Annotated in this window: 22 protein-coding genes; 10 read left to right on the plus strand and 12 right to left on the minus strand. The window is 47.0% G+C overall.

Features of this window, described 5'->3' with window-relative positions; genetic code table 11:
* Positions 1-34: 34 nt before the first annotated feature.
* Positions 35-679, minus strand: a complete 645-nt coding sequence (locus tag ACO6VG_RS00985; RefSeq protein WP_422472282.1) for a WD40 repeat domain-containing protein — start codon at positions 677-679, stop codon at positions 35-37.
* A gap of 488 nt (positions 680-1,167) precedes the next feature.
* Here ACO6VG_RS00985 and ACO6VG_RS00990 point away from each other — a divergent pair, with 488 nt between their 5' ends.
* Positions 1,168-2,295 (plus strand): linear amide C-N hydrolase, encoded by a 1,128-nt coding sequence (locus tag ACO6VG_RS00990; protein ID WP_422135185.1) that lies wholly within the window; start codon positions 1,168-1,170, stop codon positions 2,293-2,295.
* A 97-nt stretch (positions 2,296-2,392) separates the two neighbouring features.
* Here ACO6VG_RS00990 and ACO6VG_RS00995 read toward each other — a convergent pair whose 3' ends face one another.
* Positions 2,393-3,067 (minus strand): class I SAM-dependent methyltransferase, encoded by a 675-nt coding sequence (locus ACO6VG_RS00995; protein ID WP_422135186.1) that lies wholly within the window; start codon positions 3,065-3,067, stop codon positions 2,393-2,395.
* A 200-nt stretch (positions 3,068-3,267) separates the two neighbouring features.
* On the opposite strand from ACO6VG_RS00995, the gene ACO6VG_RS01000 reads away from it, so the two are divergent.
* The gene (locus ACO6VG_RS01000) at positions 3,268-4,026 is read left to right on the plus strand and encodes an SDR family oxidoreductase (RefSeq protein ID WP_422476247.1); all 759 of its coding nucleotides are present in this window, start codon (positions 3,268-3,270) and stop codon (positions 4,024-4,026) included.
* Between the two features lie 411 nt (positions 4,027-4,437).
* On the opposite strand, the gene ACO6VG_RS01005 is transcribed toward ACO6VG_RS01000, so the two are convergent.
* Entirely contained in the window at positions 4,438-4,653 is a 216-nt protein-coding gene (locus ACO6VG_RS01005; protein ID WP_422135187.1) for a hypothetical protein, read from the minus strand.
* 441 nt (positions 4,654-5,094) lie between these two features.
* Here ACO6VG_RS01005 and ACO6VG_RS01010 point away from each other — a divergent pair, with 441 nt between their 5' ends.
* A complete protein-coding gene (locus tag ACO6VG_RS01010; protein WP_422135188.1) occupies positions 5,095-7,116 on the plus strand; it encodes a protein-disulfide reductase DsbD family protein in 2,022 nt (673 codons plus the stop codon).
* Between the two features lie 258 nt (positions 7,117-7,374).
* Positions 7,375-8,094 carry a DsbA family protein gene (locus ACO6VG_RS01015; RefSeq protein WP_422135189.1) on the plus strand — a complete coding sequence of 240 codons (720 nt, stop codon included), beginning with the start codon at positions 7,375-7,377 and terminating at the stop codon, positions 8,092-8,094.
* 106 nt (positions 8,095-8,200) lie between these two features.
* Here ACO6VG_RS01015 and ACO6VG_RS01020 read toward each other — a convergent pair whose 3' ends face one another.
* Positions 8,201-8,626 carry a hypothetical protein gene (locus ACO6VG_RS01020; RefSeq protein ID WP_422135190.1) on the minus strand — a complete coding sequence of 142 codons (426 nt, stop codon included), beginning with the start codon at positions 8,624-8,626 and terminating at the stop codon, positions 8,201-8,203.
* A gap of 270 nt (positions 8,627-8,896) precedes the next feature.
* Positions 8,897-10,609: an AMP-binding protein gene (locus ACO6VG_RS01025; RefSeq protein ID WP_422412022.1), complete on the minus strand. Its 1,713-nt coding sequence runs from the start codon at positions 10,607-10,609 to the stop codon at positions 8,897-8,899.
* Between the two features lie 380 nt (positions 10,610-10,989).
* Here ACO6VG_RS01025 and ACO6VG_RS01030 point away from each other — a divergent pair, with 380 nt between their 5' ends.
* The 4 genes from ACO6VG_RS01030 (at position 10,990) to ACO6VG_RS01045 (ending at position 16,601) form a co-directional block, all read left to right on the plus strand.
* Positions 10,990-12,690, plus strand: coding sequence for a hypothetical protein (locus ACO6VG_RS01030; RefSeq protein WP_422472285.1), 1,701 nt, complete (start codon positions 10,990-10,992; stop codon positions 12,688-12,690).
* A 169-nt stretch (positions 12,691-12,859) separates the two neighbouring features.
* The gene (locus ACO6VG_RS01035; RefSeq protein WP_422135193.1) at positions 12,860-14,035 is read left to right on the plus strand and encodes a hypothetical protein; all 1,176 of its coding nucleotides are present in this window, start codon (positions 12,860-12,862) and stop codon (positions 14,033-14,035) included.
* Positions 14,036-14,349: 314 nt separating this feature from the next.
* Positions 14,350-15,342, plus strand: a complete 993-nt coding sequence (locus tag ACO6VG_RS01040; protein ID WP_422135194.1) for a hypothetical protein — start codon at positions 14,350-14,352, stop codon at positions 15,340-15,342.
* A gap of 278 nt (positions 15,343-15,620) precedes the next feature.
* Complete coding sequence (locus tag ACO6VG_RS01045) at positions 15,621-16,601, plus strand: hypothetical protein (protein ID WP_422135195.1); 981 nt, start codon at positions 15,621-15,623, stop codon at positions 16,599-16,601.
* Between the two features lie 22 nt (positions 16,602-16,623).
* On the opposite strand, the gene ACO6VG_RS01050 is transcribed toward ACO6VG_RS01045, so the two are convergent.
* Entirely contained in the window at positions 16,624-16,926 is a 303-nt protein-coding gene (locus tag ACO6VG_RS01050; protein WP_422135196.1) for a GIY-YIG nuclease family protein, read from the minus strand.
* Positions 16,927-17,351: 425 nt separating this feature from the next.
* On the opposite strand from ACO6VG_RS01050, the gene pgtP reads away from it, so the two are divergent.
* On the plus strand, positions 17,352-18,707 hold the full coding sequence (gene pgtP / locus ACO6VG_RS01055; protein ID WP_422135197.1) for a phosphoglycerate transporter protein PgtP: 1,356 nt from the start codon (positions 17,352-17,354) through the stop codon (positions 18,705-18,707).
* 67 nt (positions 18,708-18,774) lie between these two features.
* Here the strand turns inward: pgtP and ACO6VG_RS01060 are convergent, their stop codons facing one another.
* The 4 genes from ACO6VG_RS01060 to ACO6VG_RS01075 all read right to left on the minus strand — a co-directional run bounded on the left by ACO6VG_RS01060 (position 18,775) and on the right by ACO6VG_RS01075 (position 22,677).
* Positions 18,775-19,206 carry a DUF2147 domain-containing protein gene (locus ACO6VG_RS01060; protein ID WP_422135198.1) on the minus strand — a complete coding sequence of 144 codons (432 nt, stop codon included), beginning with the start codon at positions 19,204-19,206 and terminating at the stop codon, positions 18,775-18,777.
* 108 nt (positions 19,207-19,314) lie between these two features.
* A complete protein-coding gene (locus tag ACO6VG_RS01065; protein ID WP_422135199.1) occupies positions 19,315-20,526 on the minus strand; it encodes an aromatic amino acid transport family protein in 1,212 nt (403 codons plus the stop codon).
* A 237-nt stretch (positions 20,527-20,763) separates the two neighbouring features.
* Positions 20,764-21,522 carry a phosphoribosylformimino-5-aminoimidazole carboxamide ribotide isomerase gene (gene hisA / locus ACO6VG_RS01070; RefSeq protein ID WP_422135200.1) on the minus strand — a complete coding sequence of 253 codons (759 nt, stop codon included), beginning with the start codon at positions 21,520-21,522 and terminating at the stop codon, positions 20,764-20,766.
* A gap of 408 nt (positions 21,523-21,930) precedes the next feature.
* Positions 21,931-22,677: an META domain-containing protein gene (locus tag ACO6VG_RS01075; RefSeq protein WP_422135201.1), complete on the minus strand. Its 747-nt coding sequence runs from the start codon at positions 22,675-22,677 to the stop codon at positions 21,931-21,933.
* Positions 22,678-22,865: 188 nt separating this feature from the next.
* Here ACO6VG_RS01075 and ACO6VG_RS01080 point away from each other — a divergent pair, with 188 nt between their 5' ends.
* A complete protein-coding gene (locus ACO6VG_RS01080; RefSeq protein WP_422135202.1) occupies positions 22,866-22,997 on the plus strand; it encodes a hypothetical protein in 132 nt (43 codons plus the stop codon).
* Between the two features lie 346 nt (positions 22,998-23,343).
* Here ACO6VG_RS01080 and ACO6VG_RS01085 read toward each other — a convergent pair whose 3' ends face one another.
* Entirely contained in the window at positions 23,344-23,724 is a 381-nt protein-coding gene (locus ACO6VG_RS01085) for an SET domain-containing protein (RefSeq protein WP_422135203.1), read from the minus strand.
* A 143-nt stretch (positions 23,725-23,867) separates the two neighbouring features.
* Complete coding sequence (locus ACO6VG_RS01090; RefSeq protein ID WP_422472287.1) at positions 23,868-25,670, minus strand: DEAD/DEAH box helicase; 1,803 nt, start codon at positions 25,668-25,670, stop codon at positions 23,868-23,870.
* Between the last annotated feature and the right edge of the window lie 310 nt (positions 25,671-25,980).

Genomic DNA, 25,980 nt, shown 5'->3' on the forward strand with positions numbered 1-25,980 from the left:
TGACACCATGAGTGAGCGCAGGCAATCAATCATTTCACTTCAGTTCAGTGACTTGCCTCGTTCCATTCTCACTGCTGGTCACCAGGCGGAAGCCATCGTCGATGAAGTCTACGAAATTGACCGGCCCATCATGTTGAACGGTGGTTTTTTCTACCCATGATCCGTCGACCATCTTGTCACAGACTTTTGCCGTGTGATCGTCACTGGCGGTCACCACATGCATTTCATCAGCGCTGAAGGTTGCTAATGTGATCGGCCCGTCATGGGAAATGGCAGTTTTGGTTACCCATGCTCCGTCGGCCCCCAAGGCATGAACTCCCGCCATGTTATCGTCGCTGACAGTGACCACATGGAGCTTATCGTCGCTTAAGGTGGCTGAGTTGACAAGACCTTTAGAGGCAATGCTAGCCTCTTTTGCAAATGACCCATCGGCCTTCCGATTGTAGATATTCGCTATGCCATCGGTATTGATGGTCACCACACGGCGGTCATTGGCTCTGTCACCTTGAAGAGGGGAGCCTGCCTGTTGTAAACCTTGATGACTTAAAAGTTCACCCTGGTCAGCTTTAGTAATAACCCATCCGAAACCAGCACCTGTTTGTTTGCTCTGTGGCTGAACAGGTTTTGTCAAGTCTGGGGTTGAAACCCCAACAGCGGCGGGTGTATTTACGTTATTCATATAAGTTCCTTTCATTAAGTTAGTTTTATCCTTGATTGCAAGGATATTTGATTTGAAGATCATCCAACATTGATGTCCTTCGGTAACTCAGAGTTGCCTTCAGGATAAAAGTTCATAACATTGATGTAAGCGCAACTAACAAGAAGACAGGACGCTGATGATCTGCTTAAAAAACGTGAGTTCGACGCAAAAAAAAGACAAGGAAACCCATTTGATTAAACTATCTTTTATAAGTACTCAGCCATACGGAATCGAATATTTCTGGCTTATTGGGTAGGTGCTCTGCAAGACGCAACGACGGGAACATAGCAAGCTATGTGACCAGAGTTGCAACGCATCACGACTGCATGGATGCAGGAGCTAGAGCAACGCAGGAGCAGTTGCCGCGAGTGCCTGAACAATGAGTCAGAAAATATGATTTCGTATGGTTGAGTACTTAAGACGCTATACTTCGATCGCGCCTTACTCATCACAAAGAGCGCTTTTTTATGAACACTACTTCATTAAAAGTATCGGTCATCGCAGCCTTTCTTCTCAGCGCCATGGCTCTTGCCGCCGTTGTTCAGATCCCAATCGCTCTGGCCTGTACGGGCATTACACTGGTTTCAGAGGACGATGCGGTCATCCAGGCTCGCACTGAAGAGTGGGGATCCTTTGATCTGGAATCAAAAATTATGGTGATACCACGAGACACCGCCTTCACGGGTCTCACGCCTGATGGCAAACCGGGCTTAAAGTGGAAAGCCAAATACGGTGTTGTCGGCATCAATGGCCTGAATAAACCAGCGCTTATTGATGGAATGAACGAAAAAGGGTTAGCCGTTTCAGTGCTTTACTTGCCAGGCACTGCCGAGTTTCCACCCTATGACCCGGCCAAAGCAGCAAACACAATTGGCCCTCAAGACATCAGCAACTGGGTACTTTCTACCCAGTCGACAATAAAAGATATAAAGCAAAATCTTCCAAAAATAGATGTAGCCCCCGTCAAGGAAAAAGGCTTAGGCAATATCGTGCCTCCGATCCATTTCATGATCACAGATCGCTCAGGAGCATCAATCGTGGTGGAGTACACCCATGGCGGCCAGCTGAATATTTATGACAACCCCGTCGGCGTGTTAACTAACAATCCTGAATTTCCCTGGCATCTGCAAAACCTGAAAAACTACATCGGCCTTACCGCTAAAGCCAAACCAGACATTAAAGTAGGCGATCTGGAGTTAACGCCACACGGTGCTGGTTCGGGCATGATTGGCCTGCCTGGCGATTACTCACCCGTATCTCGATTTGTTCGCGCAGCGGCACTTCGAAACACAGCACGCCCCGTCGAAAATGGCTATGCCGCCGCAATGGAATCACTGCGCATCCTGAACAACTTTGATATTCCTTCTGGTGCAGTATTCGCCAGAGATGAACTCCCCAAAGACGACACACTGGGCTCCACTCAGTGGACGACGGCTATGGATACCAAAGACCTGAAATACTATTACAAAACCATGTTTAACAGCCGTATTCGGGAGATTGATTTCGCATCGGTAGACTTTGATAAACCCGGGATTCGTTATCGCGATTTAGATCTGAAAAAACAGCAGGATTTGAAGGTCGTCGATATTAAATAGTCCCTGTGACACAGGAATCATCAACCCCCGTCTGGCCAGTGAGTATTTTCATTGAGCTATAATTCTGTTTCTGCACTTACTGGCTACTGGCTACTGGCTACTGGCTACTGGCTACAAAACGAGCGACACAACCGGTCACCAGAATGTCCACATCGGTGAATCTTGAGCGCAATTCCTGCTCCAACCCATCCAGATAATCTTTCTGATTGCTGAAGATCCCTTTTCGGTTATAAAGGCCAATAAGAGCTTTTGCCACCAGAGTACGAGGTACATTAAGAATGGTGGAGCCAAACAGTTTTCCCCCTTCATTCAGCAAGGGCTTAACGTGATCGAACACGACAGCTTTGCTATGGATGCTGCCTGGCAGGCAGTGCAGTAAATAGTTCATGCTGATAGAGTTGAAGGCATTGACCGGCAAGGAGGTAAATGGTTTGAAAACGTTATGCACCAGGGTAATGGGTTGATAACGGTTTACTCGCTGCCCGGCATACTCAAGTGTGTTTACGTTCAGGTCTACCAATGTCAACGATGGATGATCGGTTGGGAACTGGCAGCGGTCAGGGAAATAACCGGTGCCAACCCCTATATCCAGATGCTGGTCGCTGACGTGCTGATTAAACCAGTCCAGGATTATAGGTGTCGGACACTGCCAGATAAAACGGTTGGAAATGCCCAGCACGGCAATATCATAGATATTGAGAACCCGCTTTGAATAAACGGCCTGACCCCTGTGAACTTGTTCTTCCGTTATCTTACCGCCTGGTAAAGTCATAGTAGAGTACCCCACCGAAGGAAAACAGTGAGTAACAGTAATGCCCAACAATCTGACTCTGTCCGCATTCGAAAGCATATTTTCATGCGCACGAAGTCAGTCAGCAGCCTCACTGAGACTAAAAAAATAATAGCTCTGAGAATCTGACATAATAAGGAAAGAGAAAAGACCCACTCTGACCAGGAGTCCCCCCCTTGAGCTTGAAAACTGTGTTTATCACCGGAGCCACTTCCGGTTTTGGTGAAGCCTGTGCCCGTCGTTTTGCCAGTGAACAAGGCTGGCAACTGGTGATTACCGGCAGAAGAAAGGAACGTCTGGAAGCACTGGCCAGAGAACTCTCGGCATCCTGCCCTGTTCACTGCCTTGTTTTTGATATAAGAGATGAAGATGCCATTCAGTACGCGCTGAGCAATCTCCCGGAAGCTTTTTCGGACATTCATACTCTGATCAACAATGCCGGTCTGGCCCTGGGTACTAAACCGGCTGACCAGTGTGATACCCGACAGTGGATCAATATGATCGACACCAACGTTAAAGGACTGGTTCTGATCACTCATGCTCTTTTACCGGCCCTGAAGAAAAACAACAGTGGCAGTATTATTAACCTGGGATCGGTTGCCGGTAATTATCCTTATCCTGGTGGCAATGTTTATGGCGGCACCAAAGCATTTGTAAAACAGTTTTCCCTGAATCTTCGTTCTGACCTTCTGGGGAATGGCATCAGAGTGACCAATATCGAACCCGGAATGGCTGAAACTGAATTTTCACTCGTGCGTTTCGAGGGTGATCAATCAAAAGCCGATGCAGTGTATAAAGGTATGAAGCCTCTTTCAGCAGAAGATATCGCAGAGAGCATCTACTGGGTCGCAAGCAGACCAGCCCATGTCAATATTAACGCCATGGAAATCATGCCCGTTCAGCAGGCTTTTGCAGCTTTTGATGTGGATCGCAATCAATGATATCTCTGTCTGGAGCTTGCTCTCAGCAGGCTCCTGCTTTAAACACACGCTCTCAAAAAACAACTGTTGAAGCAGGTTATACACAAAATTTTGTAGCCTTATAAACAACAATTAACGTATAAATACGGCTTTCAAAAGGCCCAACATATTCAAGAGACTCTCGTCTGATTATTTTTCAACCAATGCATAAACGCCTTGTAATTTCAGGCACCTCATGAGTTATCCACAAGTAATTCAGTGTGTTAATCAGTTATTTTGTTGAAAACACACCTCAACCCTTTCTACCATTGAGTGCCAGCTACACACCGACCCCAGCGAATGGGTGCATTTCTCCAAACAGCCAACCGGACTCAAAAAATTGACCGCAACGGAGTATTTCTGACTACTGGATACATTGTCAGCCTCCCAAAGCTAAAGAGGGTGCTGCAAAACTCCAACAGCTCGTTCCCATGCTCTGAGGTCGTCATTCCCGCGAAGGCGGGAATCCAGCGCCAACTGTGGATCTCTGCCTTCTCGGGGATGACAAGGCCAGGGGGGCACCGGGCAATATGGTTCTGGTGGTGAGTCAGTGTGGATTCCCGCCTTCGCGGGAATGACGAGAATGAAGCCGGGAATGACAGGAGTCAACTCGTTCCCATGCTGGAGTGAGTTTTGCGACAGCCTCAGAGCGTGGGAACGGGTTGAAAATATCAAAGAAAAATCATTTTTCCTGAATCCAGGTACTGAAGTCCAGCGTATCATTCACAGGATCAATAGAGAACGGTCACTGACCGGCCACATTTACCCTGACAATGTTTTTTCAGGCAAAGTTTCGCCAATGTCGAGATAGACTCATGCTTTTTTGCACTGTGCAGTCTTTGACAATAATCGACTTTTTAAGGTCTGCCTGAATTTATCGGGATATACATGAAGATACGATCACTTAATCTGCATTCTCAGATAAGCTGCACTGCAACAGTTTCAAAAAACAGCAGACAGAATACCCTGCTAGTGCTATTCAGCTTATGTCTGGTATTCCTTCTTTTATCGCTCAATCGACCTGCACATGCTCTTTCAACTGAATGGTTAGTGAACCCTCAGCAGCCTGAGGCCAGGGTCAGGCTACACTTTTCTGGTGAAGCAGACCCGACCACCCGTCAACTTTATGCGGCACTGGAAGTCCAATTATCAGGTGACTGGAAGACTTACTGGCGATCACCCGGTGAGGCTGGTATTCCACCTGAAATCGACTGGCGTATAGAACAGCCACAAGGCAGCAGTAATATAGAAACGGTTGAGTGGCTCTGGCCCGCTCCAGAGCGTATAGAAATGCTGGGACTGCATACCCTTGGCTATAAAAATGGTACGGTTTTTCCTCTTCTGATTCAGGTTAAAGATTTGAATCAGCCGGTCTCCATCGATGCCAGGCTGAGGTTGTCTTCCTGCACCACGGTATGCGTACTGACAGATTACGAGATTCAACTGGATTTCACACCCTCTGATCTGAAAGCAGACCCGCAAGCGTCATTCCTGATTGATAAAGCCCTTTCCCGGGTTCCGACGACTATGCCGGACTCAGGGCTGAGCGTGGAATCTGTTGTATGGAACAAGGAAAACAACAAGGTTGTTGCCACTGCCCACTCTGAGACTGGCTGGGAAAAGGCCGTTGACGTCATCATCGATGGTCAGGAAGAGATTACCTTCGGACTGCCGGAATTTACCATTGAGGGCAACCAGCTTCAGGCCGTCATGAATGCATCAAGCTGGCTGGGTGAATACAACCTGTCAGATGAACCTGTCACCGTTACCCTTCTTAATGGCGACAATGGCCTTGAAAAAACCCTGTCCGTCAAGGAAGTCGCTGCCAGTTCACTGCCAGCAGACACCCGTTCAGCAAGCCTGATGGTGTTACTGGGTCTGGCACTTCTGGGCGGCCTTATCCTCAACCTGATGCCCTGCGTTCTGCCCGTCCTCGGTATGAAGCTTTCTTCCGTACTCCATGCTTCAGGCCAGGAAGCCAAAGTCACCCGCAAGCAGTTTCTTAGCTCTGCGGCAGGCATTGTTTTCTCCTTCTGGTTACTGGCGACGTTTCTCTGGATACTCAAGCTGACCGGCAACAGTATTGGTTGGGGCATCCAGTTTCAAAGCCCCTGGTTTATCGGTTTCATGGTGGCGGTAACTGCCCTTTTTGCTGCCAACCTGATAGGCCTGTTTGAAATCCATCTGCCCTCATTCCTGTCGACCAGGCTGGCTACAGCAGGTGATAACAGTACAGCAGGCCACTTTGTTCAGGGTATGTTCGCAACGCTTCTGGCAACGCCCTGTTCAGCGCCATTTCTGGGAACCGCCGTCGCCTTTGCCCTGTCCACCAACAGCTTCAACCTGTTTGCCATATTCACGGCTTTGGGCATAGGTCTTGCCCTTCCGTATCTGCTGATTGCAGCCAGACCCTCTCTTTTGAAGTGGATGCCAAAACCCGGTCAGTGGATGATCAACCTTCGTCGTTTACTGGCACTGATGCTGCTGGTGACTTCGTTGTGGCTAACCAGCCTGCTTCAGGCATTCCTGCCAGTCTATCTGCTTCTGATGATTGCCCTGATTCCTACTGTACTGGTCCTGCATCGCCTGTTGATCAGCTTGATGCCTCAAGCTGGAAAAAGACTATTGCTACTGCCCTCACTGTTCCTGTCAATGGCGATAGTGCTCTTCGGAGCTTGGTCGACCGGTTTGTTCAGTCCGGAACAATCGACATCAGACAATCTGATCTGGAACCCCCTGAATGAGCAGGAAATTGCCAGCTCGGTGGCTGAAGGCAAAGTCGTCTTTGTCGATGTCACAGCTGACTGGTGTATCACTTGTAAAGCAAACAAGATCAGGGTCATCGACAGGGATCCAACCAACAGTCGCCTACAAAAAAACTCTATGATAACTATGAAAGGAGACTGGACCCGGCCTTCAGAAGAAATTAATGCCTACCTTCAGAAGAACGGGCGATTTGGTGTACCTTTCAATATCGTCTATGGTCCGGGTGCTCCTGAAGGAATACCACTGCCGGTTATTCTCGACCATGACAGTGTTGCAGCGGCTATTGAGAAGGCATCGTCCAGGTAAACCCGGGAAATCAGCCCGAAAAGCTTCTCATAGAATCATAATGGAATGCTTTTTCGCTGTTTACCGACCAACCTGAGCCCTGAAGTTTCACCAACAGATGGGCTCCATAGCCAGACAGCCTGGCCTATAAGTCTTTGCCATTGCCATTTAATCATGACAAAGTGGCAGTCAAAGCTATTTCGCCCCTGAAGTGAATCTCACTCCCATGAGCTTCAGCAACAACTCAGGGAAACAAATACTGACTCAAAGATGAGCACGATGAAAAAAACTTTTATTCTCGCCACTACCCTATTGATGGGCTCGCTCAACATTCAGGCACAGTCTCTGGATGATCAGCAGAAGCAGGAAGTCAGAGAGCTGGTTCGTAAAACACTGGTAGAAAACCCTGACATCCTGGTTGAAGCTATGAACGAACTGAGAAAGCGAGAAATAGCTGCCCAGCAAAGTGCCGAAACGCAGATGCTGGAAGACCGTCAAAAGCAGCTATTCGAAAACCCTGAGAACCCCATTATGGGCAACCCTGAAGCCAAGGTAACTATTGCCTACTTTGGTGATTACAACTGTGGTTTCTGCAAGCGTCAGGATCCTATCCTGAAGAAAATTGTTGAAGAGAACCCTGATGTAAAAATTGTTGTCAAGGAACTCCCCGTTCTTGGCCCGGAATCACGTGAAGCTGCGGAAATGGCTCTGGCCACCTTCAAGCTGGACAAGGATAAATACCTGTCTGTTAACCAGCGTCTGATGTCCAGACCCGGCAGACACACCAGCAGCTCCATTAAAGCGGCGCTGAAAGCAGAGGGAGTAGACTCCGACAAACTGAAAGTAGACGAGTCTGTAACTCAGCAGCTTGACGAGAACCTGCGTCTGGCACAGGAGCTTGGCATTCGCGGAACACCTGCACTGGTATTCCCCGATGAAGTGTTGAGAGGCTACACCGAAGAAGGCGTACTGAAAGAAAAAATCAAGCAGCGTCTCTGACCTGCAATTCAACTAATAAAAAACCGGAATCATCCGGTTTTTTATTTGACTTGCTGGCTATTACATTTCTCAGGCCATTTAGTAATAACTTTTGCGCTGATGAGTATTAAAGCTCAGCCACAATACAGTCTTTACGTTCTTTTCCTGTCTTTGACAGATATTCAGTAAACTCCGATGGAATACGACCCATGGTAGCGCCTTCCCAGTTAACCACAGAGCCGTCTTCTTTTTCGTATTGAAATTGATAGCGCTGTCTTGGCTTTCCTTTTCTGGTTTTCTCTACAACAGTAGAAGCCATCAGATCTTCAATGGTCAGACCTTTCTCCTGCATCTGACCAAGAATGCTTTCAACAGCTTCTCTTTTGCGACCTTGTTGTTCCTTCTGCTCATTGTGCTCACGCACTTTTTCTGCATGGATCGCTTCTACACGTCTGATAACGTTTTCTATATCTTCAACATGCATGCCCTGAAACAGTTTACGTAACTGTACTTTTGATTTCAGGATATTCAGGGACTCTTCAAAAATATTCATTATAGAACCAGGGTGGGCAATATTTGGAAAGCATCAAAAGTACCATTGCACTGACTAACTGTAAACAGTGTCGTACATAAATTATGATGCAAAACTAAATAACTACTAACGAATTAAGAAAAAAATAATCATTTCTTTTTCAATAGCCAATCCTACGAACAGTCTAATTAAATCATACGACTGGCTGTCATCGTTTTTATTACCAGATAGTGGCATAGACTCATTACGAGTCTATGCCATGCTCCATAAAACAGATCGCTGCAATTATAATCAGGCTGTTTCCAGCTTCTTCAGTTCCTGCGCACGGAGATCTTTTCTTAAAACCTTACCGACGGGGGTCATCGGAAGCTCTACCCTGAACTCCACCTGTCTGGGCACTTTGTAAGCCGTCATATTTTTACGACAGTAATCCTTCAACTCCTGCTCGGTAATACTGTCATCCTGTGGAATAACAAACAGTTTTACTGCCTCTCCTGTTTTTTCATCAGGTACTCCGATCACCGCACAGTTTTGCACTTTTTCATGCCTGGCCACGACATCCTCAATCTCGTTAGGATAGACATTAAAACCGGATACCAGCACCATATCTTTCAGACGGTCTACGATACGTATATAACCGTCTTCACCAATAATGGCTACATCACCCGTACGGAACCAGCCTTCGTTGTCCAGCACTTCGGCAGTCGCTTCAGGGCGTTGCCAATAACCTGCCATGACCTGGGGACCTTTTGCACAGAGTTCGCCGCGTTCACCGAATGGTAACTCGTTGCCTTCATCATCAATGACTTTCAGAGCAGTACCCGGTAGGGCAATACCCACTGTGCCATCCTGAACAAAGTCACCCGCAGGGTTGGCGGTCAAAATAGGAGAGGTTTCGGACAAACCATAGCCTTCACCAATTCGGCAGCCAGTCAGTTCGAGCCAGCGATCTGCTGTCGCCTGCTGAAGCGCTGTCCCCCCCGAATTGGTCACCCTCAGGTCAGAGAAGTCAATGTTCTTGAACTCGGGATGATTCATCAGGCCGACAAACAGAGTGTTGAGGCCAATGAATGCATTGATACGCCATGGCTTGATGGTTTTGATAAAGGTATCAATATCCCTGGGGTTAGCAATCAGGATACTGTGCCCTCCCAGAGAGAAGTATGACAACAAGTGAACCGAGAAGGCATAGATGTGATAAAGAGGCAATGGCGCTACCACAGTATCACCTTCAGGATTGCAAACCGGACTACCATCAGCATTCACCTGTCTTCTCAACTCAACTGTCTGGAGAACATTGCCGACCAGATTGGCATGAGTCAACATCGCACCCTTGGCGACACCGGTAGTCCCCCCAGTGTACTGCAGAGCAGCCAGATCTTCTCTTTGTGCTGGCTTGGGTGGCTTATAGGTTCCCTTGCTACCCAGTGCCAGGGCCTTCCTGAAAGTTATGGCCGTTGGAAGGCTGTAAGACGGCACCATTTTCTTGACGTGCTTAACGGCAAAGTTGATTAAGGAGCGTTTCGGCCAGGGCAACAGATCCGCCAGATCAGTCACAATCAGGTGCTCAACACCGGTCTCCGATAAGACTTCTTCGACCAGATGTCCAACGATATTGACGCAGACCAGTGCTTTCACACCTGCGTCATTGAACTGATGTTTAATCTCTCTGGCAGTATAGAGAGGATTCGTATTAACAATGACCAAACCCGCTTTGATGGCACCAAAGGCCACCACTGGATACTGCAAAATGTTAGGCATTTGCAGAGCAATGCGATCACCGGGCTGCAATCCGGTGTGCTGCTGAAGGTAGGCTGCAAACTGATCGCTCAGGCGATCCACCTCATTAAAGCTGAGCGTTAATCCCAGTCCTGTGAAGGCGGGCTTGTCTCCATGTCTATCGACAGCATCTGCAATCACTTCCCCAAGATTAGAGAAAGCTCCGAGGTCAATATGATCAGAAATACCGGGTGCGCGTTTGCCATCCCAAAAAGCTACTTCCATGGAGAGCTCCTCGTCTTATTGTTGTGAATGTCGTCCGGGCTGCCACCGGTTACATATACATACAGATTGTTCAAACCTTAATCGGGTGCGCATTATACTCGCTTCACCGTCAGTCTTGAATTATTTTTGTAAGATTTTGTTAATTGGCGGGAAGTTTTCAGCATCAGAAAACTGCTGTTTTTATCGGGTAAAGTTAAGGCAGCAGCAGGCTTCAGAGGTATTGCTGTCCCATGAAAAGTGGACGTAACGTTACACTGTGGTTTCTATTTTCTGCCCGTTAAACCCGGATATTTGCAGGCAAAGTTAAAAATCTCCGGGCTTTCGAAAGATGCACTGGCCTGTCTGCTACTTTAACACTGACATCTTGTCAGAGATCAATTATGCAATTTGTCTTAATCGTATTCTTGTTGTTATCCCATTTGCCCCTGACCTGCCATGCTAGTCGCCAAGTCTACCAGAGCACCTGGTGGATTGACGAGTTATATTCCCGCGACGAAAATAAGAGCGTATCGGTAAAGTTAAACTCACATATGTATTTTGTCTGTCCCAATATTGCCACCGTGGTAAAGATGCGTACTTCCATCAGACAAACCTCCAGCATGTATGAAAATATATGGTTGACGGATAACAAGACCTACTATGAGAATTGTGAGATACCGAAAATCACCTCAGATGAAACATCTGTCCATCTATGTCGCGATCCCCTTCGCCTGGGCTTTCTGAGTATACTGTTTCTTGAGCATGCTGCCGGAAGGGACGACAGAACGTTTAAAGGCGGGCAACATTACTACTTTATGTCCACGTCAACCGGTTTTAAGGACTCACTTGAGAGTAAAAAAGACGGACATTGTCGAACACACAACATGCGCCTCAAGGTTTATATCTGTAAAAATTATAATGAAACGGAGCCCAGCTGCAGTTATCCGGACCCTCAGTTAAACTGGTATAGTGCAACGGGTGCTTTTCTTTCTGCTCCCATAAAGACACCTTTAACAAATCCTGTAACGACAGCTGTCCCTGCAACTGCCACTGACAACGGTACCGCAATAATTAACACAACCGCTAATGGAACGGTCCCTGCCACTATGGCTGACAACGACACTGCAATAGTTGTGACAACCGCCACTGGAATGGCTCCCGTCACTATGGCCAACAACGAGACAGCAATCGTTATCACAACCGCTCCCGGAACGACTCCGGTGACTATGGCCGACAACGAAACAGCAATTGTTATGACAACCGCTTCAGGAACGGCTCCCGTCACTATGGCCGACAACGAAACAGCAATCGTTATGACAACCGCTCCCGGAACAGCTCCCGTCACTATGGCCGACAACGAAACAGCAATCGTTATGACAACCGCTCCCGGAACGACTCACGTCACTGTGGCCAATAACGAGACAGCAATCGTTATGACAACCGCTTCCGAAACGGCTCCGGTGACTATGGCCGACAACGAGACAGCAATCGTTATGACAACCGCTTCCGGAACGGCTCCCGTCTCTGCCACTGACAAGAGTACCGCTACAGTTATGACAACCGCTTCGGGAACGGCTCCCGTCACTACCACTGACAAGAGTACTGCAATAGTTACGGCAACCGCTTCGGGAACGGCTCCTGTCACTATGACTGTCAACAATACTCAAACCGATTCCGAAACAACTACAACCAGACATGAACATTCACAGGCACAGCCCATTCGTTTAGTTTGGATGATGGGCTACAACCAGACCCGAACTGCAAATATCTTTGAAGAAGAGCATTATCCGGTGATTGCAAAGTGTAAAGAGCCCAGCACCAGGATCAATCTGCTGAACGACAAAGGAACCATTGTCAATAGCTGGCTATGCCAGAAAGTCGGTGAGCGCCTGACGATACTTAAACCCAAATACCGGTATGGCGACGTTTATCTATTTGAGGCTTCACCGGAATATCGCCGTATACTGGCACCGAAATCGAAGCTGTCTGTCAATGTGGTTAGCTCCAGAGATTATCATAACAATAACGCAGACACCTTTTATAACCCACAGGTATTGGCGCTTTTGATCTCTGTGTATCTTATTATTACAAGCGCACTCTGACAGGGTTAAGAACCAGATGATTTAAGCGGATTAGCAAGAACCAGGCACAACTTCTTTGTTTCAACAAATGATGAGTAAACTCTATGAATGTCTTTTTATTGTCTTATTTACTAAAAATCTGCAGAGTTGTCTGCTATTTCTTAATCTGAATTTGTACTAGAGAACAATTATGCAACTGGTCTTATTCGGGTTCATTTTGTTGTTATGTCTATTTCAGACATGTGATGCCGGTGATACCTACACAAGCGCTCTATGGGTGAAAGATTTATATTCACACGCAGAGAACAAAACCGTAGGCGTACGGTTAAACGGAAAAATATACTTTATTTGCCCCAACCTTCCCACTGTGATAAGGCAACGCAGATTTGATAAACAAATCTCAGATATGAATGAAAATCTATGGTTAGTAAGAAACGAAACCTTCTACGAAAACTGTGAGATACCGGAAAATCCCTCAAGCAGGGTTTACCATTTTGTTTGCAATGATGCCAATAAACTGTTTTTTGTAAATCTACAGTTTCTTGAATTCGCTGCCGGTAGAGACGATATGACTTTTGAAGGGGGGAAATATTACTATGCATTTTCCACATCAGATGGCGACCTGAGTTCACTTAACAACCGAAAAGGCGGTCATTGTCGGACACACAACATGCGCGTCAAGTTTTATGTCTGTAAAAGGAATAACGACCCTCATCCGCTGTGCAAAAACATAGACCCTAAGTTAAACATTATTCCTCCAAGTGATCCTTCTACGAATTCTCATTCCATATACAGTTTTATAAATCCTGTAATTCCCGCTGTTCCTGCTATTACTACTGATCCCTATAACGATGCTAATACCAAAACTGCTATGAAAGTGACTACTGAAGCGGATATTACAAAGGCTACTGAAGCAGTTACGACAGAGTCTAACGAAGCAGCTCCCATCGGGGATAATGATTCACTGGATGACCCCATTGAGTTAATATGGGAGATCGGCCACAACCAGACCCAAACAACAACTATCTCTAAAGAAGAGCATTACCCCGTGGTTGCATTGTGTCATGAACCCAACATCAAGATCAGCCTGCTAAATGATAAAAACAAAATTCTCGATAGCTGGTTATGTAACAAAACAGATCAGCGTCTGACGATACTTAAATACGAAAACCGCAATGATGCGTTTTATTTATTTGAAGCATCGCCCGATTACAGCCTTACACAGCTATGGAAATCAAAGCTGTCTGTTAATGTGCGTACTATAAGGCATCAAACAATCAATAACAATAACGCAAACGCTCTCTATGACTCATCGGCATTAGCGCTTCTTATTTCAATGTATCTTATCGCTGCAAACCGATTCTGAAAGGTTTAAGAACCTTTCCATAGATTTTTCTGAAGCATACGGATACATCTGCTACTTTTATCCTGACTAGTTGTTGGGAAAAAAGTATGCGAGTTATCTTATTTGGTTTTCTGTTGTTATTCCTGTTGTTATTCCATCTGTTTCAGACCTGCAATGCTCGTGATATCTACCAGAGCCTCTGGTGGTGGGACGAATTATTTTCTGATGCTGAGAACAAGAGCATAACAGTAAAGTTAAACTCACAGATATATTTTATTTGTCCCAATTTCCCCACCGTAATAAAGCTACGGGGCCACGATAGACAAACTTCAACCATGTATGAAAATATATGGTTAACGGACAATGAAACCCACTATGAGAACTGTGAGATACCTGAAGATCTTCCCTCAACTAAAAAGAATCACTTTATTTGCGACGATCCCGTTGAGCTGGATTTCCTAAGTCTACTGTTTCTTGAACATGCGGCAGGGCCGAACGACAGAACCTTTAAAGGCGGGAAACATTACTATTTATTGTCCACATCAAACGGGACTGAGTCATCAGTTAACAACAGAAAAGGCGGACATTGTCTAACCCATAACATGCGCCTCAAGATTTATGTCTGTAAAAAAAAGCTTATCAATGAAACAAATCCCGAATGCAGAGGCATTACAGATCCTCAGCCAAACTTTTACAGTCCAACGGATGCTTTTATTTATGCTCCTTTGAAAAGCCCTTTAACCACCCCTTTAACAAATCCTGTAACAAACCCTGTAACGACGACTTTGCACATCATTATTAACGACACAGATTCCGATATTGATGATGAAACTGAAACAATGGTGCCAAAAACCACTGGTGTGGCTCCTGTCATTATGACTGATACAGAAACGGTGATAGCAAAGGCCACTGCCGACTATGATGGTCATTCACTGTCGCGGCGCTTTCAGTTAATTTGGCAAATGGGCTATAACCAAACCCGAACTGCACAGCTCTTTGAAGAAAAGAGTTACCCAGTGGTTGCACTTTGTAAAGAGCCCAACATCAGCATCAGCCTGGTGAACAATAAAGGAGCGATTGTCGATAGCTGGTTATGTCAGAAGGTCGGCGAGCGTCTGACGATACTTAAACCCGAATACTACAATGGCGACATTTATCTATTTGAGGCATCACCCGAATATAGCCATACCCGGGTATGGAAATCAAAACTGTCTGTTAATGTGGCTAGCTTCAGACATCACATGACCAATGAAGAAAACCCTCTCTACCACTCACCAACATTGGCGCTTTTGATCTCAATGTACTTTATTGTGACAAACGCATTCTGACCAGATAAAGGTGTGCATATAGGGCTACTACTTTTATTCTAACTTTACATTAGAGAAATATAATGCAAGTTTTCTTATTTTCGCTCCTGTTGTTATTCCATCTCTTGCAGACATCTGATGCTCGTGATGTTTACACAAGTGTATTGTGGGAATATGATTTATATTCCAAAGCTGAGAACAAAACCATAGGGGTAAGGCTAAACTCGCAGATACAGTTTCTTTGCCCCAACCTTCCTACTGTAGCAAGGGTACGCAGCCACGATAGGCAAACCTCAGACATGAAAGAAAATATATGGCTCACGAACAACGAGACCTACTATGAAAACTGTGAGATACCGGAAGATTTTCCCATTACCCGGCAAGATTTATTTATTTGCGACGACCCTACTCGCCTGATTCACCTTAGTTTACTGTTTCTTGAAAATGCTGCCGGAATGAACGACAAAACCTTTGAAGGTGGGAAATATTACTATCTATTCTCCACTTCAGATGGCCGTGCGAGTACACTCTATAACAGAAAAGGTGGGCATTGTCTGACACACAACATGCGCATCAAGATTTATGTCTGTAAAGCAAAGGGTGACACCAGCCCGCTCTGCAAAAAAACAAACCCTCAGTTAAACTGGCTTCCAGGAACTTACCCTTTTACTCCTGCTCCTATAACAAACCGTGTAAAAGCTCGTTTAACAAATCCTTTAACGACAACTATTCCTGCCATTACTGATCATACTGATACTGGAAACAATACCGAGACGGTCATGACTAATACGACTGAAAAAGCGGCTGCTGTTATTACTGACATCTATACCGATGCGGTAACAACAAAGGCCACTGAAACGGTACCCACTGACTATGATGTTACACAGGCAGACTCCGTTCAGTTAATGTGGGAAATGGGCTTTAACCAGACCCAGACTGAAACTCTCTTTGAAGAGGAGAATTACCCGGTGGTTGCACTGTGTAAAGAACCCAACACAAAAATCAGTCTTCTGAACGACAAAGGAAACATTGTCGATAGCTGGTTATGTCAGAAAGTCGGTGAGCGCCTGACGATACTGAAACCCGAATACCAAAATGGCGACGTTTATCGATTTGAGGCATCACCGGAGTACAGTCCTGCGCGGTTATGGAAATCAAAACTGTCTATCAATGTGGGTAGCTTTAAGTATGAATACATCAGTAAGGCAAGCTCACTTTATGACTTACCGGCATTGACGCTTTTGATGTCGATGTATTTTATTGGTTTAGGCGCATTCTGACAGGGTGAGAAATTTCTGCGGATCAAAGCCTTGTTTCGACCGGAAGGACTTCAGCATAGTTGGAAGCAATGTTTTGCTTTTCTTTCAGCAGAGCCTCCTTCTGAGTGCGAGTCATTTTTTTAATGGCGGCTTCCCGCCTGCCTGCGGTTGAACGGTTATGACCTGCTTCCAGATACATCAGGGCAGCAGGTTTTTTACCATTAAAAAATCGGGCGCCGCCTTTCTTTTTGCCTGAGTGTTCTTTCCAGCGCCGCTCGACATTGGTGGTAATGCCGGTATACAGACTGTTGTTGCTTGCCAGAATGATATAAACGAACCAGTTCATGAAACCTGCACAAAAAAGATAAACAACAGCAGTTTACCGCACTGGGCAGGTTAGCACTATAAAACAAAACGAAAGTTCTATTTAAAGAACATCATTGTGATATTAAGTTTTTTTTGGCTTTCGACTTGCTAAATCACAAATCTGAACTGGAATTAACAGTTGCTACCCTCCCACAGGAACATCTTTGCACAGAGTTTGTGGGACTTAATAAAGCGGCTTTTGTTTTTTGATACCGGTGAGTCTAACCATCGTTTTGCCAGTTACCTGTAAAAATGATGCTCACTGAAATGAGAGCAAAGCTGTTCGATCATTCAGCCGTGAACCCAATTGCCGGCCAAAGGAATGTTTGCCGAAGCTCTTGGCCGCCCGAACGAGCTCTTGTTCGGGACAAATGGCTATAACGAATAAATTCGGGAGTACTTCCTATGTTGAGCTTTCTCAGTCCTCCTGCTCATCAAGAGCAGATTGCGTCCAAAGAAGTTGATGAAACTTATAAAAAACTTCGTATACAGGTTTTGTTAGGCATCATTGTTGGCTATGCCGCTTATTACCTGATTCGCAAAAATTTCTCTCTGGCCATGCCCGACCTGATTGAGCAGGGTTTTACCAAGTCCGAACTGGGTCTGGCTCTCTCAGCGGTCTCTTTTGCCTACGGCTTCAGCAAGTTTCTTATGGGCAACCTCTCTGATCGCAGTGACGCTCGGAAATTCATGAGTATTGGCCTGATTCTCTCGGCCCTGACCATGATATTTATGGGAACCGTTCCTTTTGCCACCACCACAGTCACTTCCATGTTTGCCCTGCTGTTTCTCAATGGCTGGTTTCAGGGTATGGGCTATCCGGCTGGCAGCAGAGTCATGACACACTGGTTCTCTGTGAGAGAGAGGGGCGTTAAATGGGCTTACTGGAATACTTCTCACAACCTGGGAGCCGGTCTGGTAGGTCCCATGGCTATTTTTGCGGTCTATCTGTTTGGTGACTGGCAATCACAGCTCTGGTTCCACGGAGTCGTAGCCCTCGTCCTGGCCGGTATCACCTGGACCTTATTAAGAGATACTCCCCAGTCCTGTGGCCTGCCCAGTATCGAAGCATGGACTGGTGACAAGCTTAAATCCTATGACGAGCACCACCATGAGCAGGAGATGTCGGCCAAAGATATCTTTTTCAAATATGTATTTAACAATAAATTGCTCTGGTATCTCTCGCTGGCTAATGTCTTCGTTTATCTGGTTCGTTACGGAGTACTGGATTGGGCGCCAACTTACCTGAAAGAAGTGAAAGGTTTCTCAATGGCTCAGAGCGGTCTGGCCTATTTCCTCTATGAGTTTGCCGGCATTCCCGGCATCCTGCTCTGTGGCTGGGCCAGTGACCGTTTCTTCAGAGGCTGTCGTGCCCCTGTCAGTATGTGGATGATGGCACTGGTCTGTGTTGCCATTGTCATTTACTGGCAGAACCCGGCTGGACACCCGATGATTGATAACCTCTGCCTGATATTTGTGGGCTTCCTGATCTATGGCCCCGTTGTGCTGGTAGGTCTCCAGGCCGCTGATTCAGCCCCCAAGAAGGCAACCGGAACCGCCACTGGCCTGACCGGCCTGTTTGGTTATCTCGGTGGCGCTCTCTTTGCCAACCTGGCTATGGGAGTTATTGTTGATGCGATGGGCTGGAGTGGTGGCTTTATGCTGATTCTGGCTGCCTGCGTCATGGCGATTCTGTTTCTGGCAATGACTCTGAAGCAGGAAAAAGAAGACAAAGCCGAACTCTTCAGTCAGTACAAATGATACAACTTCTACCCGGCAGTCATTTCTGCCGGGTAACCGGAGCCTCTGAGACTTAAGGCAATTGCGACTAATCAGCCTTCACCCAAACCGAAGTTCGACCCAACAATGAAAAGCCCAGATACCCCCTCAGCTCAAGTTTTTGACCCCCGTCAATCAACTTCATGCTGCCGCTGTATACTCTACCTGACTTCGGATCGAGAACATTTCCGTTGTCGTATTTAGAACCATCTTTTTTCATTCCCCAAAGAAAAGTCATCCCTTCTATCTTTTGGTTCTTTTTGTCGCCTTTGCATTTTTCACAGACCGCATCTCTGGAAGCAGGATCAAGGATCTCCACAATCTTACCTTTCAGCTGATCACCTTCTTGCCAGATAGTCACCAGAGATTCCTTTTTATTGGTTTCTTCGTTAACGGTGTACCACTCACCAACGTATCCATTGGCAAAAGACAGAACCGGGATAAGCAGTGCAGAAGCTGCCAGAAGAGTTTTTCGTAACATGAGGAGTTCCTACATTTCTCGTTTGACGAAACGATAGTAATCGGATCAATGCTAAAGAACCAGCTAAAAACATTTGAGTCATCAAGACTCCGGATTCTCAAAAACGGATCAGGAATCCAGAGCTGGCAGCCAGCCGGAAACAATACCTGCCTGGGCAAGAATCACGGCCAGCCCGATCAAACACATGATGACCAGCAACGGATTACCTCCGGCAACCTGATAGGGCTCTTCAAGATGCTCCTTCCGCACTTCCCAGACCAGCATGACGGGAAGAAAAACCGCCAGAATCACCAAAGCTACTGCGGCATAACCCAAAGTCGTCACAAAGCCTCCCGGAAAAAAAACCGCCACCAGCAACGGCAGCCCCAGAGTCAGGCAGACAGTTTGAATACGACCGATGATGGTATCAGGTCTCTTACTGACTTCAGCCAGATAATCAAAGAGACCAATGGCTACCCCCAGAAACGAAGTGCCCAGTGCACAGGCTGTAAAAGCACTGATAAGATGGTTAAAGCCGGAATAATGGCTGGCTTCACCAATGCTGTTGATAAGCTGGTCGACAGCATCCGGACTGCCCTGCAGGTTGTTGATCAGACTGGATGACAAAGTGCCGTTGGTGGCAAACTGCCAGAGTGAATAGACCAGAAGGGGCACGATACTGCCCAACACCAGTGCCATACGAAAATCTCCAGGCTTGCCTTTTACATACCGCACAACTGTAGGTACTGCACAATGATATCCGAATGAGGTGTAAAGTACTGGCAAAGCAGCAAAGAGCATACCGGGTTGACCGACCCCAAGGGTGAGATTTTTGGCTTCAGCTTCTGGCAATAAAAGCACCATGATGAACATCATTAACATCATCATCAGAAAGAACATGGCTCGATTGGCGTAGTCCACCACGACCGTCCCGACAACCACCATTACAGCAATAATCACTGCCACTAACGTAGCTGACTGAGAAAAACTGAGAGCCAGCCCCATTTTTTGAGTGATGGCGACCGCTTGCCCTGCGCCGGCTGTGATATAGGCTGAACAGAGTGAGTAATACAGAAACAGCATGGCCAGAATAGCGACAGCCTGACCGGGTTTCCCCAGCAGCCGTCCCACCACACCATGAAGATTATCAGCCTCTGGCACGGCACGGCAGGCCTCGGCGATCAGCAAACCTCCATAGCATGCCAGTGAGGCCATTAACATCATCAGCAGAATTCCTGACCAGATACCCGTAGCAGCAGAAACCAGAGGCAAGGCCAGCATACCTGCTCCAATTGATGTACCTGCTACCAGCAGAGTGCTTCCCAGTGTTTGACTGTTCATGTGTTAATTCATCGTTTCCTTTCCAAACACCAAGGATAGACAAGAATTAACAAGAATTTATAGAGTGATCTTTCTCTCTTTTTCTGTTAAGAGCCTTTGATAAGCTTCTTCGACTCATTTTCCCAAAAAAACAATTTAACATGCCTCACTGCATTATCGAGTACTCTTGAAACGTTGAGCAGAAATATCCAAAACGGATAATTCAGAACCACCCGGCATGAACGTCAAACCTGCGGCTTAATCGGTTTTACAGCGCGCGACTACATCCATAAATGCCAGCGAACCACCAAAAATATCCAAGGCGCTGCCTATGGTAATGTGTACCTGACCGTTACCGGCTTTTCTGACTGCTTCAATGTCTTCCAGAGTGGCAATGCCTCCCGCATAGGTCACAGGAACAGGTGAATATTGAGCCAGCAGGGAAACCAGTTCCAGGTCAGGCCCTGCCATCAAACCTTCAACCGATGCCGCATGAACAAGAAACTCATCACAATAATGAGCCAGCCTATTCAATGTCTCAGCATTGATCCGGGTATCGGTAAACCTCTGCCAGCGATCCGTCACAATAAAATAGTCATCATCTTTTTTCTTACAAGAAAGATCCAGCACCAGACGCTCACGGCCTATTGCAGCGAGTAATTTGTCCAGATTATCAAAATCTATCTGACCATCTTTGAAAACGTAGGAGGTCACGATGACATGTGAGGCTCCCATATCCAGATACCGAACAGCATTGTCTGCTGTAATACCGCCGCCAATCTGAAGGCCTCCGGGCCATGCTGACAGGGCAGAAGCGGCGGCATCCTCATTGCCGGGCCCGAGTTTTATGACATGACCACCCGTTAATTGTTTCTGCCGATAAAGATCCGCAAAATCAGCCGCAGAGCGGTCACTTTCAAAATTCACCAGAGCCGAATTATCACCATCACGCAGAGAGCTTCCCACTATCTGTTTTACCTTGCCTTCGTGCAGGTCAATACAGGGACGAAACTGCATAATGGAACCTCCTTGATGTGCTTTAACAGTGAAATGAAAGCGCTAAACCTATCACATTTAAGGTCAATTAAGAGAGCGTTTCCTGCTTTGCGCTGTCATGTGAAAAGAAAGACTCTTCTGGTTGGCAAGCCTGTTTTCAGCCAGACCCGGACCAAAGGATCAGCAGCAGGATAGCTTTAATGTTGCTTTGCAACTCGTTCCCACGCTGGGACCCAGAGGACCTGAAAGCATGAGAACCAGAGTTTCGCGACAGGCTCCTAAGGAGCGAGCAGCGACTTCATAAGATCATATTTGCAGTTCCCTCCAGCAAAGTGAATTTGCTGGAGGGGATAGAGGGTTGCAAAAGAAAGGAGGGCGAGTTCAGGTTATTGTCTGGCTGAAATTCTGAACCTGACTTTCAGCCCGTGATCACTGACCTTTGAATTCCAGAGGTCTGGAGAAATCAATTATTTTGTTAGAAGTAGTGTGGGAAACCAGTTTTCCATTTTGTCTGACTTCTACAGAGACAGAATACGTACGGTTTGGCTGAATCAGTGAAGGCGCATAAGGAACATCAAATTTTAAGGGTCCATCAACACGCTGATTCAGCTTGATTTTTTTCTCACCAATCAGGTTCGAATGCTTATCCTTATTGCTGATATCTTTCATCAAAATCAGAACATCTGCGCCAGCCGGGAAACTGCCTGTGGATGATTTGATGATCCCTCTCACTTTGGCACTCTCTGCAAAGAACGTCATCGTCTCATCATTGTGACGCCCCTTCAGAGTCATTACCAGGCCGTTGGACATCATGGTGTCAACCTGCTGAAGCCCTTTGAAATAAGCCATTTCCTGTTTCATGTAAGGTTCCGGGCAGGCCATCATAGTGGAACCTACTCTGCCAAACTGCAACTCATCCTGTTGCATCGTATAGCTGCCAAAGTAACCGTTACAAGGGCCACGACCACTGATTTGACCATCCTTGCCAGAAGCAGATTGAAACTCAAGAGTGACTCTTTTGCCATTAACCGGTGGCACGCCATTCAGGGAACGCAGCACCCAGGTCTTACCCTCAACGTCGGTGGGTGTTACCACCACACTCTTGTCCGGTGTACTACAGGCAACAAGAAAACCTCCTGCTGCCAGCACCAGAACATAACGGCCCATGGTTCTCATGATTTTACCTTATACCTCACGTGAGACGGTTCTTGATTTCTGCCCCGGCAGAAAAGCCTGAGCATAAACCCTGAAGCTGCTCATTGAAAACCGCCAGAAACCTTTATTACCAAGGTCTGACACAAAATACGGAGCTATATACGGAGCTATATACGGAATGCGGATCGATACAAAGATACAGCATCCTAATGAAACCCACGAATGAAGTGACATCATTAACCCGGATAGAAGCGCCACCTATACACGACAAAGAAGTAGCAAACAGTAGAACATCGACCGATACTCGTCTGGCTGACCACCTCAAGGTAAAACATCACTAAGTGTAGCAGCCAAATGATTCGCGATATAAATCAATCACGCTAACTGACGACACCTGAATTCAGGTGTCTAGGAGCCTGACCGAGAATAGCGCCCGTAGCGAGGACGGCAGAAAATTGAGGATGAAAATTCGGTTTTGTGAGGAGAATAGCGAGCTATTTGACGAACAAAAGCGGATTTTCAGACCAATTTGCTGCCACCGCAGTAGGGCAGTCTATTCTCGGTCAGGCTCCTAGGAGCCTGACCGAGAATAGCGCCCGTAGCGAGGACGGCAGCAAATTGGTCTAAAAATCCCTGTTTCTTGCAATCCTCGCTACGGATGCTTAAGTCCGACAGGCTGCTGGGTTTTCAGGGCTCCCATTGAATTCCTTGCCAAAGAGGTGATTGATCGTTCGGTGAGCCGTTGTAATTAATTGTTATCTCTTCATTGGGTCGAATTTTTTTAATGGCAATGAATTCAATCACCCGATCTTCCATATCATATCGGTAGAGTGCATTGGGTGTATAAGAGTGGTTGTAAATTGAACCCAGCCCCAAAGCAATAGCGGCTGAATCCATTGCCTCACCCCAGGAAAAGTAGTAGTTGTATATCGTCGTTTGATCAATGTGTTCAAGATCTTCAGGAGGCAATTCAAGAACAGGGCAACGCTCGATGACTGTATCTCGCTCAATCTTTTTACGTGTAAAGACTCCTCGCCCTTTCGAACCAGAAAATGCTACGTACAGCATAAGCGAGACCTCTTTAATTTTTGTTTCCTGACAGTCTACCTGCCCTTTAGCGGTCTGTTAATTGTCTTTTTGCAGTGCTCCACCCAAAAAAAAGCAGAAGTACCAGACTTCTGCTTTTTCATAATCAATGAAAGATGATTGACTTATGCTTCACGGCGAGGCCTGCGAGAACCCTGACGCCGGTCCCCACCACGATTGTCACGATCTCTTCTGAAACCTTCGCCATCACGACCACGGCCACGTCGGGGACGATTGTGATCACGACGACCGTCATCAGCCCAGATTTTCAGATCCAGAGCCTTGTTGCGGACCTTGACGTTTTTCAGAGCATCCAGAATGGAAGCATCCACACCTTCTGGCAGGTAGACGGAAGAGCAGGTGTCAAACAGGCGAATGTGACCGATATTCTTGCCTGAAATATTACTTTCGTTGGCAATCGCACCGACCAGGTCTCCGGGGGTAATGCCCTGATCGCGACCTACATCAACACGGTAACGAACCATACCTTCATTGTCTTCTTTACGATCACGACGTGGACGCGCACCGCGCTCACCACGATCGCCTCTGTCTCCACGATCACGTCGCTCACGCTGTGGACGCTCAGGCTCTTTACCATCCGGGAACGGACGTTCTTTCTGGGCCATAAAGCAGAGAACAGCGGCCATATCTTCGTGGCTCAGAGCATGTTCGGTTTCCAGCTCAGCAATGATTTCACGGAATACATCCAGCTCTTCGCCCATTTCCAGAGATTTCACCACTTCTTCCTTGAAGGCACGAATGCGCATATCACGAACATCACGCATAGACGGCAGACGCATAGTCTCAATGCGCTGGCGAGTGGCGTGTTCAATAGCTCGCAACATACGACGCTCACGGTGCGTAGCAAAAAGAATAGCTACACCCTGACGACCTGCACGGCCAGTACGACCAATACGGTGAACATAAGCTTCTGTATCATAAGGAATGTCGTAGTTTACAACGTGAGACATTCGCTCAACGTCAAGACCACGGGCCGCTACATCTGTAGCGATCAGAATATCGAGAGAGCCTTTCTTCAGTCGATCTACTACTTTTTCACGCAACCCCTGGCTCATGTCACCATTCAATGCAGCAGCAGCAAAGCCTCTGGCCTCGAGCTTTTCAGCCAGCTCTACGGTTGCAGTTTTGGTGCGCACGAAGATTATCATGGCATCAAAAGGTTCGACTTCAAGGATTCGTGTCAGTGCGTCCAGCTTGTGGAAACCGCTGACCATGCAGACTTTCTGGGTGATGGTATCAACAGTGGCGGTTTTCGCCTTAATCTCAACAGTGGCAGGATTTTTCAGGTGCGTATCCGCTATCTTGCGAATCTGTCTGGGCATAGTGGCAGAGAACAGGGCCACCTGACGCTCTTCCGGTGTCTGTTCCATGATCCATTCAATGTCATCGACAAAGCCCATGCGCAGCATTTCATCGGCTTCATCCAGAACAACTGCTTTCAAAGCATCCAGCTTGAGGCTCTCTCTGCGAATATGGTCCATGACACGACCCGGCGTGCCCACAATAACATGAGCACCACGCTTGAGGCCTCTCAGCTGACCACGCATATCCTGCCCACCGTAAACCGGCAGCACGTGAAAGCCCTTCATGTGACGCGCGTAACGCTGAAAAGCTTCAGCCACCTGAATGGCCAGCTCGCGCGTAGGTGTCAGCACCAGAACCTGAGGATCATTGGCCTTCATATCCAGACTGGAAAGCATAGGCAGGGCAAACGCGGCAGTTTTGCCAGTACCGGTCTGAGCCAGACCCAGCAGGTCTCTGCCCTCAAGAATCCGGGGAATACTCTGAGCCTGGATAGGAGAAGGTGTTTCATAACCGACATCCTGTACCGCCTTGATTACTGCCGGGGAAAGAGGCAGTTCAGCGAAGGTAATTATTGACTCAGCAGGGGTTGTGTCGTCAGACATCAAGTACTCCAAAAAATTAGGCATTGATACAATCAGTGTTCTCCCTTTAGATACTCTGACAGGCAGCCGACGGGGTAGCGCCGGTCTTAAGCCGTGAGAATCACCCATGGGCCAGTCGCGGGTAGAAAGTCGGTCACCATGTTCTGTGGAACAGGACAGATTTCAGAGAGTCAGACAAGTGATTGCTTAGCTTGAATAATTCAATGAAAGCGTTGATCGTTCTTTTCGGACCTTGCGACCTGAGCCTGCAAACAGGCTCCCATGTACACTGATCCACCGCACGGTCCTTTTCGTAACGCGCAGTGATTAT

It is taken from the genome of Endozoicomonas sp. ALB032 (assembly GCF_049310125.1).
In the GTDB taxonomy this organism is placed as follows: Bacteria; Pseudomonadota; Gammaproteobacteria; order Pseudomonadales; family Endozoicomonadaceae; genus Endozoicomonas_A.